The 17,593-nt window shown below is 60.1% G+C and carries 11 protein-coding genes; 2 read left to right on the top strand and 9 right to left on the bottom strand.

Features of this window, described 5'->3' with window-relative positions:
• Positions 1-360: 360 nt before the first annotated feature.
• From VHX65_16355 to VHX65_16330, 6 genes are all read right to left on the bottom strand, one after another.
• Complete coding sequence (locus VHX65_16355; protein ID HEX4000127.1) at positions 361-681, bottom strand: hypothetical protein; 321 nt, start codon at positions 679-681, stop codon at positions 361-363.
• 197 nt (positions 682-878) lie between these two features.
• A complete protein-coding gene (locus tag VHX65_16350; protein ID HEX4000126.1) occupies positions 879-1,712 on the bottom strand; it encodes a peroxiredoxin family protein in 834 nt (277 codons plus the stop codon).
• Positions 1,699-2,721 carry a DUF1559 domain-containing protein gene (locus tag VHX65_16345; GenBank protein ID HEX4000125.1) on the bottom strand — a complete coding sequence of 341 codons (1,023 nt, stop codon included), beginning with the start codon at positions 2,719-2,721 and terminating at the stop codon, positions 1,699-1,701. The genes VHX65_16350 and VHX65_16345 overlap by 14 nt, the downstream gene beginning before the upstream one ends.
• A 195-nt stretch (positions 2,722-2,916) precedes the next feature.
• The gene (locus tag VHX65_16340) at positions 2,917-3,639 is read right to left on the bottom strand and encodes a metal-dependent transcriptional regulator (protein ID HEX4000124.1); all 723 of its coding nucleotides are present in this window, start codon (positions 3,637-3,639) and stop codon (positions 2,917-2,919) included.
• A 639-nt stretch (positions 3,640-4,278) separates the two neighbouring features.
• Positions 4,279-6,087: an ABC transporter ATP-binding protein gene (locus tag VHX65_16335; protein HEX4000123.1), complete on the bottom strand. Its 1,809-nt coding sequence runs from the start codon at positions 6,085-6,087 to the stop codon at positions 4,279-4,281.
• Between the two features lie 391 nt (positions 6,088-6,478).
• Entirely contained in the window at positions 6,479-6,865 is a 387-nt protein-coding gene (locus tag VHX65_16330) for an ArsR family transcriptional regulator (protein HEX4000122.1), read from the bottom strand.
• Between the two features lie 177 nt (positions 6,866-7,042).
• On the opposite strand from VHX65_16330, the gene VHX65_16325 reads away from it, so the two are divergent.
• Both VHX65_16325 and VHX65_16320 read left to right on the top strand, forming a co-directional pair.
• Positions 7,043-8,347 (top strand): efflux RND transporter periplasmic adaptor subunit, encoded by a 1,305-nt coding sequence (locus VHX65_16325; GenBank protein ID HEX4000121.1) that lies wholly within the window; start codon positions 7,043-7,045, stop codon positions 8,345-8,347.
• Positions 8,348-11,569, top strand: a complete 3,222-nt coding sequence (locus tag VHX65_16320; GenBank protein ID HEX4000120.1) for a multidrug efflux RND transporter permease subunit — start codon at positions 8,348-8,350, stop codon at positions 11,567-11,569.
• A 534-nt stretch (positions 11,570-12,103) separates the two neighbouring features.
• Here VHX65_16320 and VHX65_16315 read toward each other — a convergent pair.
• The 3 genes from VHX65_16315 to kdpA form a co-directional block, all read right to left on the bottom strand.
• Positions 12,104-13,138, bottom strand: a complete 1,035-nt coding sequence (locus tag VHX65_16315) for a potassium-transporting ATPase subunit C (GenBank protein HEX4000119.1) — start codon at positions 13,136-13,138, stop codon at positions 12,104-12,106.
• 115 nt (positions 13,139-13,253) lie between these two features.
• Complete coding sequence (gene kdpB, locus VHX65_16310; GenBank protein ID HEX4000118.1) at positions 13,254-15,446, bottom strand: potassium-transporting ATPase subunit KdpB; 2,193 nt, start codon at positions 15,444-15,446, stop codon at positions 13,254-13,256.
• 165 nt (positions 15,447-15,611) lie between these two features.
• Complete coding sequence (kdpA, locus tag VHX65_16305; protein ID HEX4000117.1) at positions 15,612-17,450, bottom strand: potassium-transporting ATPase subunit KdpA; 1,839 nt, start codon at positions 17,448-17,450, stop codon at positions 15,612-15,614.
• Positions 17,451-17,593 lie beyond the last annotated feature (143 nt).

Below are 17,593 nucleotides of genomic sequence, written 5' to 3'. Positions count from 1 at the left end.
GCACTGCAAGACACGTTCGAAGGCCTGCTAGTCGGCCGGCTGGTCGGACAGTTGCATGCGCGCGTCGCCCGCGATGCGACCCATGAAGAACAATTCCTCCGGCCGCGATTCGTGCGGTTCGTGGCATCGCGGAAGGCTAGTGCAAAACCTTCCCATCTTACCAATATTGGGTCGCGTTTTGGGTTCCGCCAAATCTTACCCATTATATGCGCCTGTCCCCTTTATCCTGTCCCTTTATCCTGTCTGTCCCCTTTATCCTGTCCTGTCCCCTTTATCCTGTCCCGGCAGATTAGCTAGTCAATATTCCGCCCGGGTTGCAGTCGGCCGCAATTGCGTGTTCCGCCTTAATCAATTCCGCTATCAGCGCCCCTCTCGCACGAATGGATTTTGTTTCCGAAATTCATAACCGTCGGTTTCCGCGGCTCCCCAGTTGCCCGCATGGGCCTTTTGGATGATGGCTTCCAGAGACTGGGATTCCTCGTCGGTCAATTGGCCGGCCGAGTGGCGCGTGGCGACGCGCTTAGCCGCCGCATCGAGCAAGCTGGGGCTCCTCAAAGTGATCGCGGTAAGAAGCTGGTCCACCGCGCGGCGGTTGTCGCGATCCACCTCGGTCGGGCCGCCGCAGCCCGCGGCGAACAGCACGGCGGATAGCAGGAATTTCCAGCGATTTGGAGATTTCATTGGATCTTCGATTCCAGTCGTTTTCACCAAGGTTGGACTCCGGCCGCGCGACCGCATCGATCCTGGTTTCGTGAATCAGGATCTGCGACGGCTCCAAGTTGGTTTTGTCGAGACGATTGGAAACGTCTTCGTACGCAAAATCCAATCCTGCCAAGAATTCGCCGAGGCGGTCGGCAACGCAGAACCGGATGCGAATTTCATGGAACTTGCGACTCCGCGGAGATTGACCGTGCGGTCGAATCCGCTCGCGGTTCGTTGGTCTCCGACGCGCGGCCTAAGCGGGCAACCTCAAAGAGTAGGGCCATGTCGTTGCGGAACGGCAGATCTCCAAAGCCGACCCAAGAAACCTGGCCGTCGCGCCCGATCACGAATGTCCCGTGCAGCAGCAACTCCGATTGGGACGGGCCCTCGGGCCGAAACATGCCGTACGACCGCGCCACAGCATGGCCGGGATCGGACAACACCGGAAAACCGAATGCCCCGAACTGCTCGAAACGCTGTCGCGTGACCCCCGGGCCATCGCCACTGATGGCGATCACTTCAGCGCCCAATTCGTGAAAGCGATCGAGATCCGCATTCAATTCAAACAGATCGTGTACGCAGTAGTTGCAGTAGAAGCCGAGGTAGAACACCAGAACAACGGGGCCCCTTTTCAACTGGCTCTTCAAGTTCCACGGCTTGCCGCGATGATCGGAAAGCGTGAAATCTGGCGCGGCACGACCGACGAGCGGGCAGCTTTGCGTTGCGACCCGAAACGGAGGATTCGGAGCCAAAAGCTCGCGCCGCCACTCTCCTTTCGGAGCGCTTCGGCGGTCGTCGGCCAGAAGCTTCGCTAATAGGTCGAAATGGACCGTTCCGCCATGCTCCGGGCTTTTGTTTGCCCGCACCGTTTTCTCCGATTTTGCGGCGCCAGGCCGTTTGAGCGGCAAGTCGTAAGCGAGCAAGCCAATGCGTGCGGCCAGCGCCAGAATCGCGCCCACCAACAGCCACCGCCGCGCACCGATCTTTCGCAAGCGATCAATACTGTTCATTGATGGGTTCTCCGCCGTTGCGGCTGATTAGACCAACCCAGGTGGACAGCATGTGGGAGTCGGCATAGAAGTGAACTGAACCGTCGCCCATCAAGATATTTGCGCCGCCGGGATGCATGGACTCCATCTGGTCGCTATGACCGTAGGGACTGTTCGGCGGATGAATGACGACCGGATCTTCGTAGGGGCAAGGGCCGCCGTGGGCGCCAACGTAAGCACCGGGGCCGTCGTAGTTCGTGTTGAAGCCGCCGCTACCGACACTGGCGAACGGCGGATATGCGAAATGGCCGGATAGGGGCACGATGCCCGGCCAAACTGAATCGGCAATGTTCGCGGATCGCTCGCCAACGAATACGGTTTGGGTCAGGCCATCGGTCACATCGACGGTTCGGGTCGCGCTATTGCGAAACATGGCCCCATTCGGCTGAATCGTCACTGGCCAACTACACCACAGCGTGCTGCTGCCGACGCTTGAGACATAGTTCGACCGACCAAAGACGACTCCCATCGGCTCCTGGTTGGTATCGGTTACCATGACCGTCGCATCTTGGTTGGGGTTTTGGCCAAGGCTATCCGAAGGGCAGCGAAAGAGCGTTAGCGGTGTTTGAACGATTGCCGCATTCGCCGGATCCCAGCACGTAAGATTCCGGTTGAGCGATTGATAGACGCCGGTCTCTTCGAGATAAGGAAGCAAAAGCGTCATCCAACTCCAGCCGGGGCCGGCATCGTTGAAGTCTGGATCGATGGGACTCATGGCTGGGTTTTCGGGCTGACTGACGTAGCTCGGCGGAAAAACTCGCTTGCCGCTCTCGAAGTTAAGCAATCCCAAACCGATCTGTTTGAGATTGTTCTGGCACTGGGTCAGACGGGCGGCTTCGCGAGCCGCTTGGACGGCGGGCAGAAGCAAGCCGAGTAAGATTCCGATGATGGAAATTACGACCAGCAGTTCCACCAAGGTGAAGCCGGGCCGACGGCTTCTCCACCGGCTAAATAGGGAGTGCTTAAGCATTACTACCATCGCCACTAAAAACATTATTTAGGTTTGACTAACAACGCACAAAGGTAAGGCTATGAAACGGCGGCACGGATGTCAAGCGAGAGCCAGAAAATTTTCGGGCCAGAGCGTGACCGGGAGATTTGCGATCAATGCGCGCGAAAGCGGCGGGTTACGCGAGCGGGAAGAGCAATATGTTTGGTCCGCTTCTTAACCGGCTTCGCCTTTTCGCCGCGCCTTTTTTGCGGCGGGCCGGCAGGCCCGGGCAGGCGCGACCGGCTCGACGAGAAGACCGGCAAGCCCTTCAGCGCCCAAAACGGCAACCTGACCTCCGACCAGAACGTGGAAAGTGCCGTCGAGAGGTTGGCGGCTGACCAAAGTGACGAGGGCGCCGGGGCGAAGTCCGAGATCGGACCAGCGCCGCAATCGGTCGGGGCGATCGTCCTGCACTTCGCGAATCACCACGCGATCGCCGGGCTCGAAAGAATGCAACGGACGAAGATCTCGGTGGGTAAGCTTTCCTTCGCGAGTTGGGATCGGATGACCATGCGGATCCTCAAGCGGTTCCCCTAGGAATTCCGCAATCGCCTGCTCCAGACGGGCGGACATTGCATGCTCCAATGCCTCGGCTTCCGCGTCAACCTCGCTCCAATCCAACCCCAAAACGCGCGTGAGAAACAATTCCATCAGACGGTGTCGACGGATCACTCGCCGCGCTTCAGCCGTACCCTTGGCCGTCAAACGCGCGCCTTGCCCGACCGTGTAGGCGACCCATCCCCCTTCGGACAACCGCCTGAGCATTCCGGTCACGGAAGCGGCCCGGACTTGCAACCGTGCAGAAAGGTCCACGGGCGAGATCATCTTATCGACCCCGCCCAGGCGATGAATTGCCTTAAGATAGTCCTCGACGGCTCGGGTCAGTTGATTCGCCATTCTTGCCTTGCCGCCGATTCCAGGCCACTAGGTATGGGTTGACAAACACAGGACGCTCGCTCCCAGCCTAGTTTACCAGATGCTTTGCATCCTGTCTTAGATCGCCCGATAAATGCAGACATCTCAAGATAATGCACTGCTTTCAGGGCGCCCGGTTCCATACTGGGCGGAGGATGCCGTCGTGCGCCGGCAAATCCAGTTCTTGAATGGGCGAGTCAGGCCTTGCACCCCGCCTCTGCACAGCAACAGCCCTCGCCTCTAACCGCTGCCGACCTTCTTTCACGAGGAACGGAATCAGGCGGGCCAATAAAGCACTGTCATGGGCGGGCCAATAAAGGGGGGCCAATAAAGGGGACAGGCGCATATATTGGCAAGGATGGGTTGTTCGGGCAAGATGTTGGCCATCCTCGAATCGCACGAGTCGTGCCGCGGCGGGAGGGTTGTTTCACGTGCTGAACCGCGGCGTCGGGCGGATGCACCTGTTCCACCCCGACAGGGATTACCGAGCGTTCGCACGGGTCGTGGAAGAGACGCTGCGCGTGGCGCCGCTTCGCTCAAACAGGTTGCGCCTAACTTGGTGGCATTCGGCTGCGTCCCCTTTGTTGCGCGCTGCGATGATGCCGCAACGATTTTCGTTGGCTAGGCTCGGGCGAAGTCAGTGCCATTCGCCGGCGCGGGGTTGATATTCCCCAATGTCATGTCGATTTGCTGCTCCACCATGGCGCGATATTTTCCCCCTCTGGACATCAGTTCCGAATGCGTTCCGGTTTGGCTGATTCGGCCGTGTTCCACGACGACAATCAAATCGGCGCGGGCGATCGTGCTCAAGCGATGTGCGATTACGAAACTGGTCCGGCCGCGCATGAGATTCGCGAGGCTTTGCTGGATCAGTCGTTCGCTGTCGGTGTCAAGGTTGCTGGTGGCTTCGTCGAGAATCAACAATTTAGGATCCGCGAGGATTGCGCGGGCGATGGCCAGCCGCTGTCGTTGGCCGCCGCTGAGCCGCACGCCCCGCTCGCCGATGACCGTTTGCATTCCGTCGGTCATGCGATCGATGAACTCGGTGGCGTTGGCGGCAGCGGCCGCCGCACGGATTTCGCCGGGAGTCGCGTCGCGTCTGGCATAGCCGATGTTTTGAGCGATCGTCCCGTCGAACAGAAACACATCCTGCTCGACAATTCCCAGCAGCGTGCGAAACGATTCCACGTCGTAGTCGCGCAGGTCACGTCCGTCGAGGGCCACACGACCGGAAGTCGGATCATAAAAGCGGGCCACCAGATTACTGAGCGTTGTTTTGCCCGCGCCGCTGGGTCCAACCAAGGCAACCGTTTGCCCGGCGGCAACCGAGAGGCAGACGTCGCTGAGCGCGGGTTGGTCGGCGCCGGGATAGGTGAAGGACACATGCACCATTGCAATATCCCCGAGGATCGCATGGCGGTCCGCTTTCAAGGAGTCTGGAGTGGACGGCATCTCGCGCGATTCGCCCAACAGGTCGAGCACCCGATCGAGACCGCTGAGGCTGTTTTGAAATTGCGTAGCGCTTTGTGCAAGCGTGGCAAGCGGCTCCAGGAGCATCAGCAGATAAACCAGAAACATCATCAGATCGCCCACGGTCATGTGACCGGCGAGCACGCGCAGTCCGCCGAAGAAGAGCAGTCCGGCGCTGGCAACGGGAATCAGAACTTCCCAAGCCGTTTCGACACCACGCATCCACCACCAGGCGTATAGCTCCTGGCGGGCCATCAAGTTGTTCTCCGTTGTAAACCGAGCCGCCTCGCGCTTCTGTCGGCTGAATGCGCGGACGATCCTCATTCCGGCGAACGATTCCGTGGCGCCCGCGTCAATTTGCTCCCGCTGTTTGCGAATCACGCGAAATTGGGGCCGAATGTTGTTGATCCAAGCGCGATGGGTCACGAACACGGTTGGCAGAAGCACCAGCGCCCCGAGAAGCAGCGACCAGTCGACCCAGGCCAGAATTGCAAGGCTGCCGATCAACTGAATGATGGCGCTCCATGGATTGAACAGCATGCCGAACATCAACTCGCCGACGCTACCGCCATCTTCCCGCAGAATCGACGCCACACCTCCGGAACGAATCTCGTGCACGCGGTGGAGCGGCAATCGCACGGCATGCTCGAATACTCGGCGGCGAACGTCCAACTGGATTTGCTTGGAGATTTTCGTCGCGTACCAACGTCCGCAAATCTGGATCAGGATCTTCAAAAGCGAGACGATCGAAACGGCAAGCACCGTCAGTAATAGAAGGCGCCTGGGATCAGCGAGCGCCGGAAATAGCCGCAGCCAACGCTCCGGCGGCCGTTCATGGCCCAAACCGTAGTCGATGATAAACTTCGTTCCCGCCGGCGGCAGCAGACCGATCAAAGTCGCGGTCGTCGCCGATGCGAGAATCCAGAACGTTTCAAATCGATAGGGGATCAGCAGCCGCAAAAAATGCCAAACGAGTTGGGCTGCGGAACGAACGCGGTCCTGTGGACTCCGAGAATCCCCGGAGGAATGAATCCCGCCCTGGGGCAATTCCTGCCGCTTGAACTTCTGGCGATAGCGTTCGAATCGACGTCGGCTTGAATTCGGCTGCCGGTCGCTAGTCGCCGGCAACGTGCCGCGCTCGTCATGAGGTTCCGCTGGCGAATCCGCTATTTTCTTGTGCATGACCAATCGCAAGCTGCGCCGGGGGTCCTGCGCATCACGAGTCTGACTTGAGACAAGTCGGAGTCGGTGGGTAAATTGTTCGATCCGCTGCGCGGCCTCGCTGCCAAGAGAGCACTGATTTGGCCCTTAAGGCTTTTCGCAGCACCCTTCTTTCGGTACGTCGGCCGCGTCATTTGTGCCGCCGCGCTTCGTCGTGAAACGCCTCTAGAATTGCGGCGATCATAGGACCGAACCGCCTTTTGAGCTCGGCACATCGCGTTTGATTCTGGAGCTCAGTGCCTTTGCGGAGACTGCGGATCAGCCCTGACTCGCGCAGGATTCTGAAGTGCTGAGACACGGTCGACTTGGGCAACGGCCGCTTGTCAATGTGCAAGAACGCCGAACAGTTCTTGGCGCAGTCGGCATCGATCAACTCGACGAGGATTCGCACGCGCGCCGGATCGGACAGGGCATACAAGATGCCCTGAACAGTGATCTCGTCGAGTGAAGGATGATAGAGCGGACGCATGAAAAAACTATACGATGGATTGACTCGGTCGTCCAGTGATACTAACATGCCGATGTTCAGTTTTATTGAACAATTGAGGTGTTGCCCGGGCCGCGCCAAAAGGCCGGCTGCCCGGAGCGAGTTCCTCGGCATGGGGTCTCAGCCGGCTGGGCCACCTGTGGCGTTCGCGAAGCCGCTCGAATTGGTCATCGTGGCCTCCGCCGAAATCCGTAAGAATATCGCGCCATGACGCCACTTGCATTGAACACAACGGCGGCCAGGCGATCGTACGGCCAGGGGACGGGCTTTTTGCTGTTGTTGATCGTGGGTTTGGTGGGCTGCGGAAGATCGGAGCCGCCGATGACTCCGCCGCCTCCGCCCGAAGTGACCGTTGCACGGCCGATTCAAAAGGATGTCGTGGAGTGGGACGTTTACACGGGGCACTTGCAGGCGCCCGAGGTGGCAAACATCATGGCGCGGGTGAGCGGGCTGATCGTCAAGATGCCGTTTGGCGAAGGAGCGATTGTCAAGCAAGGCGATTTGCTGGCTGTCATCGATGATCGGCCGTTCAAGGCGGATCTCGATCTAAAGGAAGCCGAGCGGAAGAAATCGGAGGCCGCCTTGGCCATCGCGCGGGTGACCTCGCGGCGGCTGTCGGCCTTGCAGCGCGAAAACTCCGGCGCCGTTTCGCAGCAAGATGTGGATAATGCCTTGGCAGTCGTCGAGCAGGCCGAGGCGGCGCTCGAGTCGGCGAAGGCAGCGCTCGAATCGGCGCGGCTCGATCTGGAGTGGTGCCGCGTGTTGTCGCCGATCGATGGCCGGATCAGCTACAAAATGGTGACGGTCGGCAATCTTGTCAACGGCGGCGCCGGACAGGCGACATTGCTCACCACCGTCCAATCCGTCTCGCCGATCTACTGCTATGTCGATGTCGACGAGCAATCGGTGTTGAAGTATCAGCGGCTCGCGCAGGAGCGAAAGCTGCTCAGCGCGCGCGAAGGTGCATTGCCATGCAACGTTCAAATCGGGAGCGATCCTCCCACTCAAGGCGTCATCGACTTTCTCGACAATCACGTCGATCCCACGACGGGGACCTTGCGGATGCGGGCCGTGCTGAAGAACGCTTCCGGCGAGCTGATTCCGGGCCTGTTTGCCCGGCTTAGCGTGCCGGGGAGCGGGCGCTATCATGCCCAACTGGTGCCCGACGCCGCGATCGGCAACGACCAGAACCAGCACAATTTGCTGGTCGTCGGGAAGGACAACAAGGTGTCGGTTCGACCGGTGACGCTGGGCGCTTTGTTCGGCGATTTGCGCGCCGTTGCCTCGGGCATCGAGCCGGGCGATCGGGTCGTCGTCAACGGACAGATGCGGGCACGTCCGGGCGCGGTCGTCGTGCCCAACGAGGTTCCGATCAAGGTGAATCCCGGCTCGTTTTCCGATCCGGGAGACAGTGTCGCCGTGCCGCCGGCTGAATCGCCGAGCGGCAAGCGCGACGGAAGCGAATTCGCGGCTCAGCCGCGCTCCGTCAAGCCCAAAGCCGGGGATCGATAAGTGCGATTCGCGCATTTCTTCATCGATCGGCCGGTGTTCGCCGCCGTGCTTTCGATCGTCACGGTGATCGTGGGCGCGGTCGCCGCGTTCTCGTTGCCCATCTCGCAGTTTCCCGACATCGCGCCTCCCACGGTCACCGTCAGCGCGAGTTATCCCGGCGCCAACGCAAAAACAGTCGCGGCGACCGTGGCGACGCCGATCGAGGAGCAGGTCAACGGCGTCGAAGGCATGCTCTACATGTCGAGCCAAAGCACGAACGACGGCAACATGGCGTTGACCCTTACGTTCAAGTTGGGCACCGATCTGGACATCGCCCAGGTGCAAGTTCAAAACCGGGTAGCGATCGCGACGCCGGTGTTGCCGCCCGACGTGCAGCGCGCGGGGATCGTGGTGAAAAAGGCTTCGCCCAACATCACGTTGGGCATCGCGGTCTATTCGCCCGACGGAAGTCGCGATCCGCTGTATGTGAGTAATTATGTCACCTTGCAGATCAAGGACGAGTTGGCCCGGGTGCAGGGCGTCGGCGACTTGACGATCTTCGGAGCGCGCGATTATTCGATGCGTCTTTGGTTGAATCCGGAGAACATGGCGTCGCGAAATTTGACGGCCGGAGACGTCATCTCCGCGGTGCAAGAGCAGAACGTTCAGGTTGCCGCGGGCATCGTGGGGGCGGCGCCGTTGCCCCCCGGGAGAACCTCTTTCCAGTACACCGTCAGCGCCCAGGGGCGGCTGATCGAGCCGAAGGAATTCGGCGAAATCGTCGTCAAGACCGGCGCCGACGGGAGCGTGACCAGACTGCGGGACGTAGCGCGAGTCGAGTTGGGGGCCGCCGATTACACGACCAACACGCACTACAACGGTTTGCCGGCCGTGGGGATCGGCGTTTTCCAGCTTCCTGGCTCCAATGCCATCGCTACGGCAAACGCAATCTACAAGCGGTTGAATGAACTGCGGGCCGATTTTCCCTCGGGAATTGCCTACGCAATTCCCTACGACACGACGACGTTTGTCCGAGACAGCATTCATGACGTCGTGACAACGCTGTTCGAGGCGATTGCCTTGGTGGCGCTCGTCGTCTTGGTGTTCCTGCAGAATTGGCGCGCGGCGCTGGTGCCCCTGCTGGCCATTCCCGTGTCGCTGATCGGGACCTTTGCCGTGATGGCGATCTTCGGTTTTTCGCTCAACAATTTGTCGATGTTCGGATTGGTGCTGGCGATCGGCATCGTCGTCGACGATGCCATCGTGGTGGTCGAAAACGTCGATCGCTGGATCGAAGACGGCCTGTCGCCGCGCGAGGCATCCTTTCGGGCGCTCGAGGAAGTGACGCCGGCCGTCATCGCCATCGCCTGCGGGTTGACGGCCGTCTTCGTGCCTGTCGCGTTTATCAGCGGGATTACGGGCCAGTTTTATCGCCAATTCGCTTTGACGATCTCGTTCTCGACGCTCTTATCCGCCTTCAACTCGTTGACGCTGAGCCCCGCTCTCGCGGCGCTGATCCTCAAACCGCACAAGGCCAAGAAGGATCACCTGACGCGGTTGATCGACATGACCGTCGGCTGGTTTTTCCGGTTGTTCGACCGGGGGTTGGAGAAATTGAACGCCGGCTATGTGATCCTGCTGCGGCAGGCGATTCGGCTCTCGGTGCTGGTTTTGGCCGTGTATGCCGGTCTGCTGTTTCTGACGTATTTGGGCTTCAAATCGGTGCCGACGGGCTTCATTCCTCAACAGGACCAGGGATATCTGATCGTCGCCTTGGCATTGCCCGACGCGGCGGCGATCGATCGGACTGACGCCGTGCTGAACCGGATGTCGGCAATCGCGCTCAAGCGGCGCGGGATCGAGGGAACATTTGCGATTACGGGACTGAACCTCCTGACGGGCACGAATCAGACGAACACGGCCGCGATGTTTCTGCCGCTGAAGAGCTTTCGCGAACGAAGCGGGGATCCCGAACAGTCGGCAAAGGCGCTTACGGAGTATCTCACCGAGCAATACAGCCACATTCAAGAGGGGTTTTGCATCGTGCTGCTGCCCCCGCCGGTTCAAGGTATCGGGCAGGCCGGCGGGTTTAAGATGCAAGTGGAAGATCGCTCCGGCCGGGCGACGCCGCAGCAACTCGAAGCCGCTACCGATGCGGTCGTGGCTGACGCCAGCCAGGATCCGCGATTGACGTCGCTCTTCACGTCGTTTCGCGCGAACGTCCCTCAATTGTACGCCGACGTCGATCGAATCAAGGCGAAGAAGGAGAACGTCTCGGTCACGGACATTTTTCAAACCCTGCAGGTCGATCTGGGCAGTTTTTACATCAACGACTTCAACTATCTCGGCCGAACTTATAAAGTGATCGCCCACGCGGATGCTCCGTTCCGCGCCGTGGCTTCCGACGTCGGTCAACTCAAGACGCGCAATGGGGCAGGCGCAATGGTGCCGCTCCGCACGGTCATGAATCTGCGCGATATCAACGACGCCGATCGAATCAATCGCTACAACCTTTACCCGTCGGCGGAAATCAATGGCGCCGGCGCTCCGGGGATCAGCAGCGGGCAGGCCATCGAGATCATGGCTCGCTTGGCAAAGAAAGACCTGCCGCCGGGGATCACCTACGAATGGACGGAACTGGCATATCAGGAAGAGACGGCCGGCAACACAGCGTTGTTTATCTTTCCGCTATGCGTGTTGTTTGTCTTTCTGACGCATTCGGCGGAGTACGAAAGCTTCGCACTTTCGGCCTCGATCATTCTGATCGTGCCGATGTGTTTGTTGTGCGGCATCGCGGGTGTTTATCTCAGCCGGCTGGATGACAACATCTTCACGCAGATAGGATTCGTAGTGCTCGCGGGGATGAGCGTCAAGAATGCAGTGCTGATCGTTGAATTTGCCAAACAGCAGCAAGAACACCATCCGAACATGCGCGCCATGGACGCGGCGCTCAATGCGGCGCATTTGCGGCTGCGGCCAATCCTAATGACGAGCTTCGCGTTCATATTGGGCGCGGTGCCGCTGCTCGTGGCCACTGGCGCCGGCGCGGAAATGCGGCAGGCCCTTGGCACCGTGGTGTTTTACGGCATGCTCGGGGTCACATTCTTCGGATTGTTTCTCACCCCGGTGTTTTACACCGTGATCCGCAAGCTCGGCGGTGACAAACCGATCGGCGCTCCGCATGCGCCGCCCATCGCGGCCGGCACATTTGTCAGTGATCGCGCGGATCCGAGTCCGCGCTGATCGCCGTCGCCGCGCCATTGGAATCGTGCCCGCCGGCCGCGCTCCGCAGCCCCTCTCGCCTCGCGGGAGAGGGCACGCGGTGGGGTTTGAAAACCGGAAGTTGTTTTTCGGCCGATCCTCAATCGCTGATTTGTTGCAATTTTATGGCCAGAATTGCGAACGGCTAACCGCAGAGTCACAGAGAACAGCGAGAACGGCAGAAAGCATCCGAACTTCAGGAGCAAGACGCCCTGACGCAGACGGTAAAACACACGAGCCTTCGACTCGGTTTTGTGATCTCGGTGTTCTCGGTGACTCGGTGGTGAGAAAAGAGGCCGGCGAGACGCGTTTGGATAAGACACGCCATTTCGCAGACATTTCACAAGCTATGGCGAACAGTCATCTTGGCACGAGCCCGAAGGGGCATTCAAGCGCGTTAGCAAGGCGGCGACGACGAGACGTGCGACCGCGGACCCAGGAAAGGCAGGGAAGACGATTAACGAAGGAGGGCGGGTCGGGGCCTTCGCTGGGCTTAGTGGCTGCGAACGGCGAGATCTACTTTGCGGCCGGGCCGGCGGGTTCGTAGCGGTCGCGAAGCGCTAGGTTCATTTCCAGCACGTTGATCAGCTTCCCGCCCACCAGGCCGCCGAGCGGAGCCGTGGCGTGGTCTTGCAGCATCGCTTCGATTTCGCCGCGCACATCGCGGTTCGCGCGTTTCGTCCATTCGCCGCCGACGCGGTCGAGTTGATATTCGGCGCCGTCGAGCGTGATGTCGGGATCGAGGCCCGATCCGGAAGCCATCACCAAGTCGCCGGGAACCTGCTGCAATTCGGCGTCGGGATGCGCCTCGAGCCACATGTCGAACATCCACGACTGCACATCGCTTCCTTCGGACACCAAGGCGATCTGCTTTTCCGTCTTGCCGTTGACGGTGTGGTCTTGGGCGCTTGGGAATGTGCCGGGATGCTCCTTCGAGAGCGACTTGAAGAACACAATCGCAAGATCCGAAGGGGCGGGATCCGTCTTGTCGGGATTATCTTTCTTGAATCGAGCGATGTCGGCTGGACGCGTCTTTTCCCAATCCAACACATATTGCTGTTGCAGCGTCGGGCTCTTTGGGTCAAACGTGGTTCCGACCCAGTTCTGAGCCGTCGTGTTATGGGCATCGGCCCATTGGGCGACGATTCCGGGCTTGTCTTGAAAGCGGTCTTTCTTGAACCATGCTTCGATATCGGGCCCGACCAGCTTGTCTTTGTTCGGTCCGGCTGCGTATTTCACGATCGGGCCGAGCGATTGGGCCACGCGGTCGCGTAGCTGCGGATTGCTCGCCCCCCAGTTGCTCGCCCCCGAGGCGGCTGCGTTGTACGACGCGGCGGATGGGCGAGGCTGAAAATATTGGTCGCCGCTGAACGGCTGCGCGATCAAGCGTGATCCGATCGTCTGGCCGTTGCGATCGACGATCAGGCTTCCTTCGGCGCTAGTGGAAAATGCGATCTGCCCGACCGCGAGCAACATCAGCGGATACAGCACACAGCACATCAATAGCGACAAAACGATCAACCACAAGTTCGCACGCAAATTTTGAATCATATCGTGTCTCGCGTTTTAGATTAGAACGGCACCAACTCGCGGCTCAACACTGGCAGACTGCGCTTGCCATGGCGCACCATCCAACGTCCACGCCAACAATCGCTCGCCATGCCGTTCAAGGCACCATGTGCAGGTGCAACAGCACGACGTCGATGATTTTGATGCCCACGAACGGCACGATCACGCCACCCAGCCCCCAGATCAACAGATTTCGCCGCAGCAGCGCGTCGGCGCCGACGGGCCGATACGCCACGCCCTTCAGCGCGATGGGGATCAATAGTGGAATAATGACGGCATTGAAGATGACTGCCGAAAGGATCGCCGACGTCGCGGAGTGCAGATTCATGATGTCGAAGCTTTTGAGCCACGGCAGGTTGGCCGCGAACAAGGCCGGCACGATCGCGAAATACTTGGCCAGGTCGTTGGCGATCGAGAAGGTCGTCAGGGCGCCGCGGGTCATCAGAAGTTGCTTGCCGATTTCGACGACTTCGATCAACTTCGTCGGATCGCTGTCGAGATCGACCATGTTTCCCGCTTCCTTGGCGGCTTGCGTGCCGGAATTCATGGCGACGCCGACGTCGGCCTGGGCCAGCGCGGGGGCGTCGTTGGTGCCGTCGCCCATCATCGCGACGAGTTTGCCCGCCGCCTGTTCCTTGCGAATGTAGGCCAGCTTCGCCTCGGGCGTGGCTTGAGCGATGAAATCGTCGACGCCTGCCTGCCGGGCGATCGTCGAAGCGGTGAGTGGATTGTCGCCGGTGACCATTACCGTGCGCAGGCCCATCCGGCGCAACCGTTCGAAGCGATCGCGGATGTCGGGCTTCAAGATGTCTTCCAGCACGACCATGCCGGCAATTCGATTTCCTTCGCAAACCAAGAGCGGCGTCGCGCCTTGGGACGCGACCGTGTCGACCTGCTCCTTGCAGCGATGGGCGATATGCCCCTGCAGGGTTTTGACGTGGTCGAGCACCGCCTCGGGCGCGCCCTTGCGGATCGATCGCATGCCGGGCAAATCGATGCCGCTCATGCGCGTTTGAGCCGTGAATGCCACGAACCGAGCGTCCGCCGGAATCGCTTCGGCCAATCGAGCCGTTGCGCCGCCGGCGCCGCCAGCACTCTTCGCAAGCTGGCGGTGCAATTCGACGATGCTTTTGCCCTCGGGCGTCTGATCGGCAAACGACGCCAGTGCCGCGAGCTCCCCGAGTTGCTCGGCGGTGAAGCCGTCCATTGGCACGAATTGCGTTGCTTTGCGATTGCCGATCGTAATCGTGCCGGTCTTGTCGAGCAACAGCGTGTCAACATCGCCGGCGACCTCGACGGCCTTGCCGCTCTTGGCGAGGATGTTGGCCCGCAACGCACGGTCCATTCCAGCGATGCCGATCGCGGCCAACAGAGCGCCGATCGTGGTCGGAATCAAGCAAACCAGCAAGGCCACCAGCGTGGGAATATCGGTGCCAAGACTATGCAGCGGATTCGGACGGTTGGCGTATGCCTGCATATACGTTTCCGCGTTGAGGGCCATCGGCCAGAGCGCAGCGGTGACGATCAGGAAGATAAGCGTGAAGGCGGCGAGAACCAGCGACAGCGCAATTTCGTTCGGCGTTCGCTGGCGGATCGCTCCCTCGACGAGCGCGATCATGCGATCGAGAAACGATTTGCCGGCCGTGGCCGTGATCTCGACGACGATGCGGTCGGAAAGCACGCGCGTGCCGCCGGTCACGCCGGACCGATCGCCACCGGCTTCGCGGATGACGGGAGCCGATTCGCCCGTGATGGCCGATTCGTCGACCGACGCCACGCCTTCGATGATCTCACCGTCGCCGGGAATGAATTGCCCCGCTTCGACCACGACCTGATCGCCGGCTTGGAGCGCCGTCGAAACGGTTTCTTCCAGCATGCCGGTTTTCATCAGGCGAAACGCCGGCGTTTGCTGCCGTGTCTTGCGCAGGGCATCGGCCTGCGCCTTGCCGCGGGCCTCGGCCAATGCGGAAGCGAAGTTGGCAAACAGCACCGTCAGAAACAACCAAACATCCAACTGGATTAAATACGGAACCGGGGCCAAGCCCCCCGCGCCCGCGATGGTCGCGATCGTGAAAATAATGCTCAGCACGGTGCCGACTTCGACCACGAACATCACCGGGTTCTTCCACTGGATGTCGGGCCGGAGCATGACGAACGATTGTTTCAACGCCCTGCGGAGCAATTCCGGGGCGAACAATCCTTGCCGGCGGCTCAGCCGGCGGGCAAGCTTGGCATCCTGCGGCGAACCACCTTCGGCCGATGGTTTTTCTTGAATCATCATCGTAGACATACTTGCTTTCCTTAGATCGCACCTTTTCATCGCCGCTGCCGGAACGTCACGGCGCGGCGGAGCCGCAAGCAAAGTAGCAGGCACACGCCGTGTGCCGTCGGCGCTGCTCTGTGCGCAACGCGCCGCGGCGCACCGACGGCACACGGAGTGTGCCTGCTACAGTCCTCAGTTTCCAAACGGCATTGGTCCTAAATGCTCCGCCACCGGCCCCAGCACGGCCGCGGGGAGGAACAAAAGGGCTCCCACGAGCAGGATGGTTCCCAATATCACGAAGCCGAAAGTCAGCGTGTCGGTGCGCAAGGTTCCCACGGTGAACGGCGTTGGTTTCTTGACCGCCAGATAGCCCGCAATGGCCACCGGGGCGATGATCGGAATGAATCGGCTGATGAGCATTACAAGGCCGGTCGCGATATCCAGGGGCACGGCGTAGATGGCCGGCGGCGATGGATTTGCGTCGGGATTGTTGAAGCCGAATGTGTTTCCGACGCCGCCGCATTCCGATCCGTTGTTGGCCGAGGCGGACGTGAATTCATAGAGAATCTCGTAGAATCCGTGGGAGCCAGGGTTGCCCTCGGTTTTCAGTCCCCAGTCGGTGGCGACGAACAAACCGGCCGGCGCCAAAATCATCAGCGGATGGATCAACAGCGCGAGCGAGGCGAGCTTCATCTCGCGGGCCTCGACTTTCTTGCCGAGATACTCGGGCGTTCGACCGACCATCAATCCGGCGAGAAACACGCCGATGATCAGGTAGACCAACAAGTTGATCAAGCCGACGCCGACGCCGCCCCAAATGCAGTTGAGCCACATTCCGGTGAGCGGCGTGATGCAGGCGAGCGGATTGAGGCTGTCGTGCGAGCAGTTGGCCGAGCCGTTGGAGGTGTTGGTGGTAAACGCGACCCAGGTGGCTCCCGCGGCCGTGCCGAAGCGGAGCTCCTTCCCTTCCAAATTCCCCAGCGATTGATCGACCGGCAAACCGGCCAGCGCCGGCACGCTCAGGGCGATCTTGCCCCCGTCGGCCATCGGCGCATCGACGTCGTAGCTCTTGGAATTCTTCAGACCGGTAAGGCCGGGGTTAGGCCGTGCGGTGTCCCAGCGGATACACCACACGACCGTCGCGACCGAGAGGACGAACATGACGCCGTAGATCACACGAGCGTGCGGCATATTCCGCAGCATTCGGCCGAACATCACGAGGCAAGCGATTGGCAGCATGATGATGCACACGCATTCGATCAAGTTGCTCCATCCGTTCGGATTCTCGAAGGGATGGGCGGAGTTGGTTCCAAAAAATCCGCCGCCGTTGGTGCCGATTTGCTTGATCGCCACCACGGCCGCGACCGGTCCACGAGCGATTGCTTGCGGTTTGGCGGCTCCGTCGTCGGCATGGCCCATCGCGCCGGCCTCGACCGTCGCTACGTCGACATTGCCTTTCATCGTCATGGGCATGCCGCAGGCCATCAACATCACCGCGATAACGAGCGCCACCGGCAAGAACAGATAGACGACGCCGCGCCACATGTCGACATAGAAATTGCCCATATGGGGATCGCCGCGCAGTCCGCGGATCATTGCCACCAGCGCTGCCAGCCCGATCACAGGGCTGATGAATTGGCTCCAGGCGATGGCGAACAACTGGCTGCCATACGACAAATGCGCTTCGCCGGAGTAGTGCTGCAAATTGGTGTTGCTCAAGAACGAGCACATCGTGTTGAAAATCGTGCTCGGCGCGAGCATCCCCTTCCCATCGGGATTGAGAAAATGGGGATGAAATGGCTGCAAGGCCAACACCGCGAAACCAATCAGAAACGCGAATACATTGAAAGTCAGCAGCGCCATCAAATACTTCTGCCACTTCTGCGGACCGGTGTCGACGCGGCGCTCGAACCATGCCAAAAGCCGCGGCGGACGGAAATCGGTATCGAATATCCATGCCTGAAAATATCCCAGTGGAATCGCCACGACCGTGGCAATGACAAGAACAAGTGTCGGCAAAATCCAGAACATGAGCATGGACCTCTGGCGGCTGAAAGCAAAAACGAACTTAGAAATGCACGAAGCGTCAGCTTGTGCAGGGCAACCTTAGCTCGGCCGAAAAGTACTTCCGTTTTTCGAACCCCTCCACCCTGCCCTCTCCCGCAAGGAAGAGG

Source organism: Pirellulales bacterium (genome assembly GCA_036267355.1).
GTDB lineage: Bacteria > Planctomycetota > Planctomycetia > Pirellulales > DATAWG01 > DATAWG01.
Note: the sequence above shows the minus strand (reverse complement) of the source record. Positions and strands in the feature narration are given on the sequence as shown.

Coding starts and splice junctions, on each gene's coding strand:
- VHX65_16355 (HEX4000127.1), bottom strand. CDS start 681: ATGAAATCTCCAAATCGCTGGAAATTCCTGCTATCCGCCGTGCTGTTC.
- VHX65_16350 (HEX4000126.1), bottom strand. CDS start 1,712: ATGAACAGTATTGATCGCTTGCGAAAGATCGGTGCGCGGCGGTGGCTG.
- VHX65_16345 (HEX4000125.1), bottom strand. CDS start 2,721: ATGCTTAAGCACTCCCTATTTAGCCGGTGGAGAAGCCGTCGGCCCGGC.
- VHX65_16340 (HEX4000124.1), bottom strand. CDS start 3,639: ATGGCGAATCAACTGACCCGAGCCGTCGAGGACTATCTTAAGGCAATT.
- VHX65_16330 (HEX4000122.1), bottom strand. CDS start 6,865: ATGTTAGTATCACTGGACGACCGAGTCAATCCATCGTATAGTTTTTTC.
- VHX65_16325 (HEX4000121.1), top strand. CDS start 7,043: ATGACGCCACTTGCATTGAACACAACGGCGGCCAGGCGATCGTACGGC.
- VHX65_16315 (HEX4000119.1), bottom strand. CDS start 13,138: ATGATTCAAAATTTGCGTGCGAACTTGTGGTTGATCGTTTTGTCGCTA.
- kdpB (HEX4000118.1), bottom strand. CDS start 15,446: ATGTCTACGATGATGATTCAAGAAAAACCATCGGCCGAAGGTGGTTCG.
- kdpA (HEX4000117.1), bottom strand. CDS start 17,450: ATGTTCTGGATTTTGCCGACACTTGTTCTTGTCATTGCCACGGTCGTG.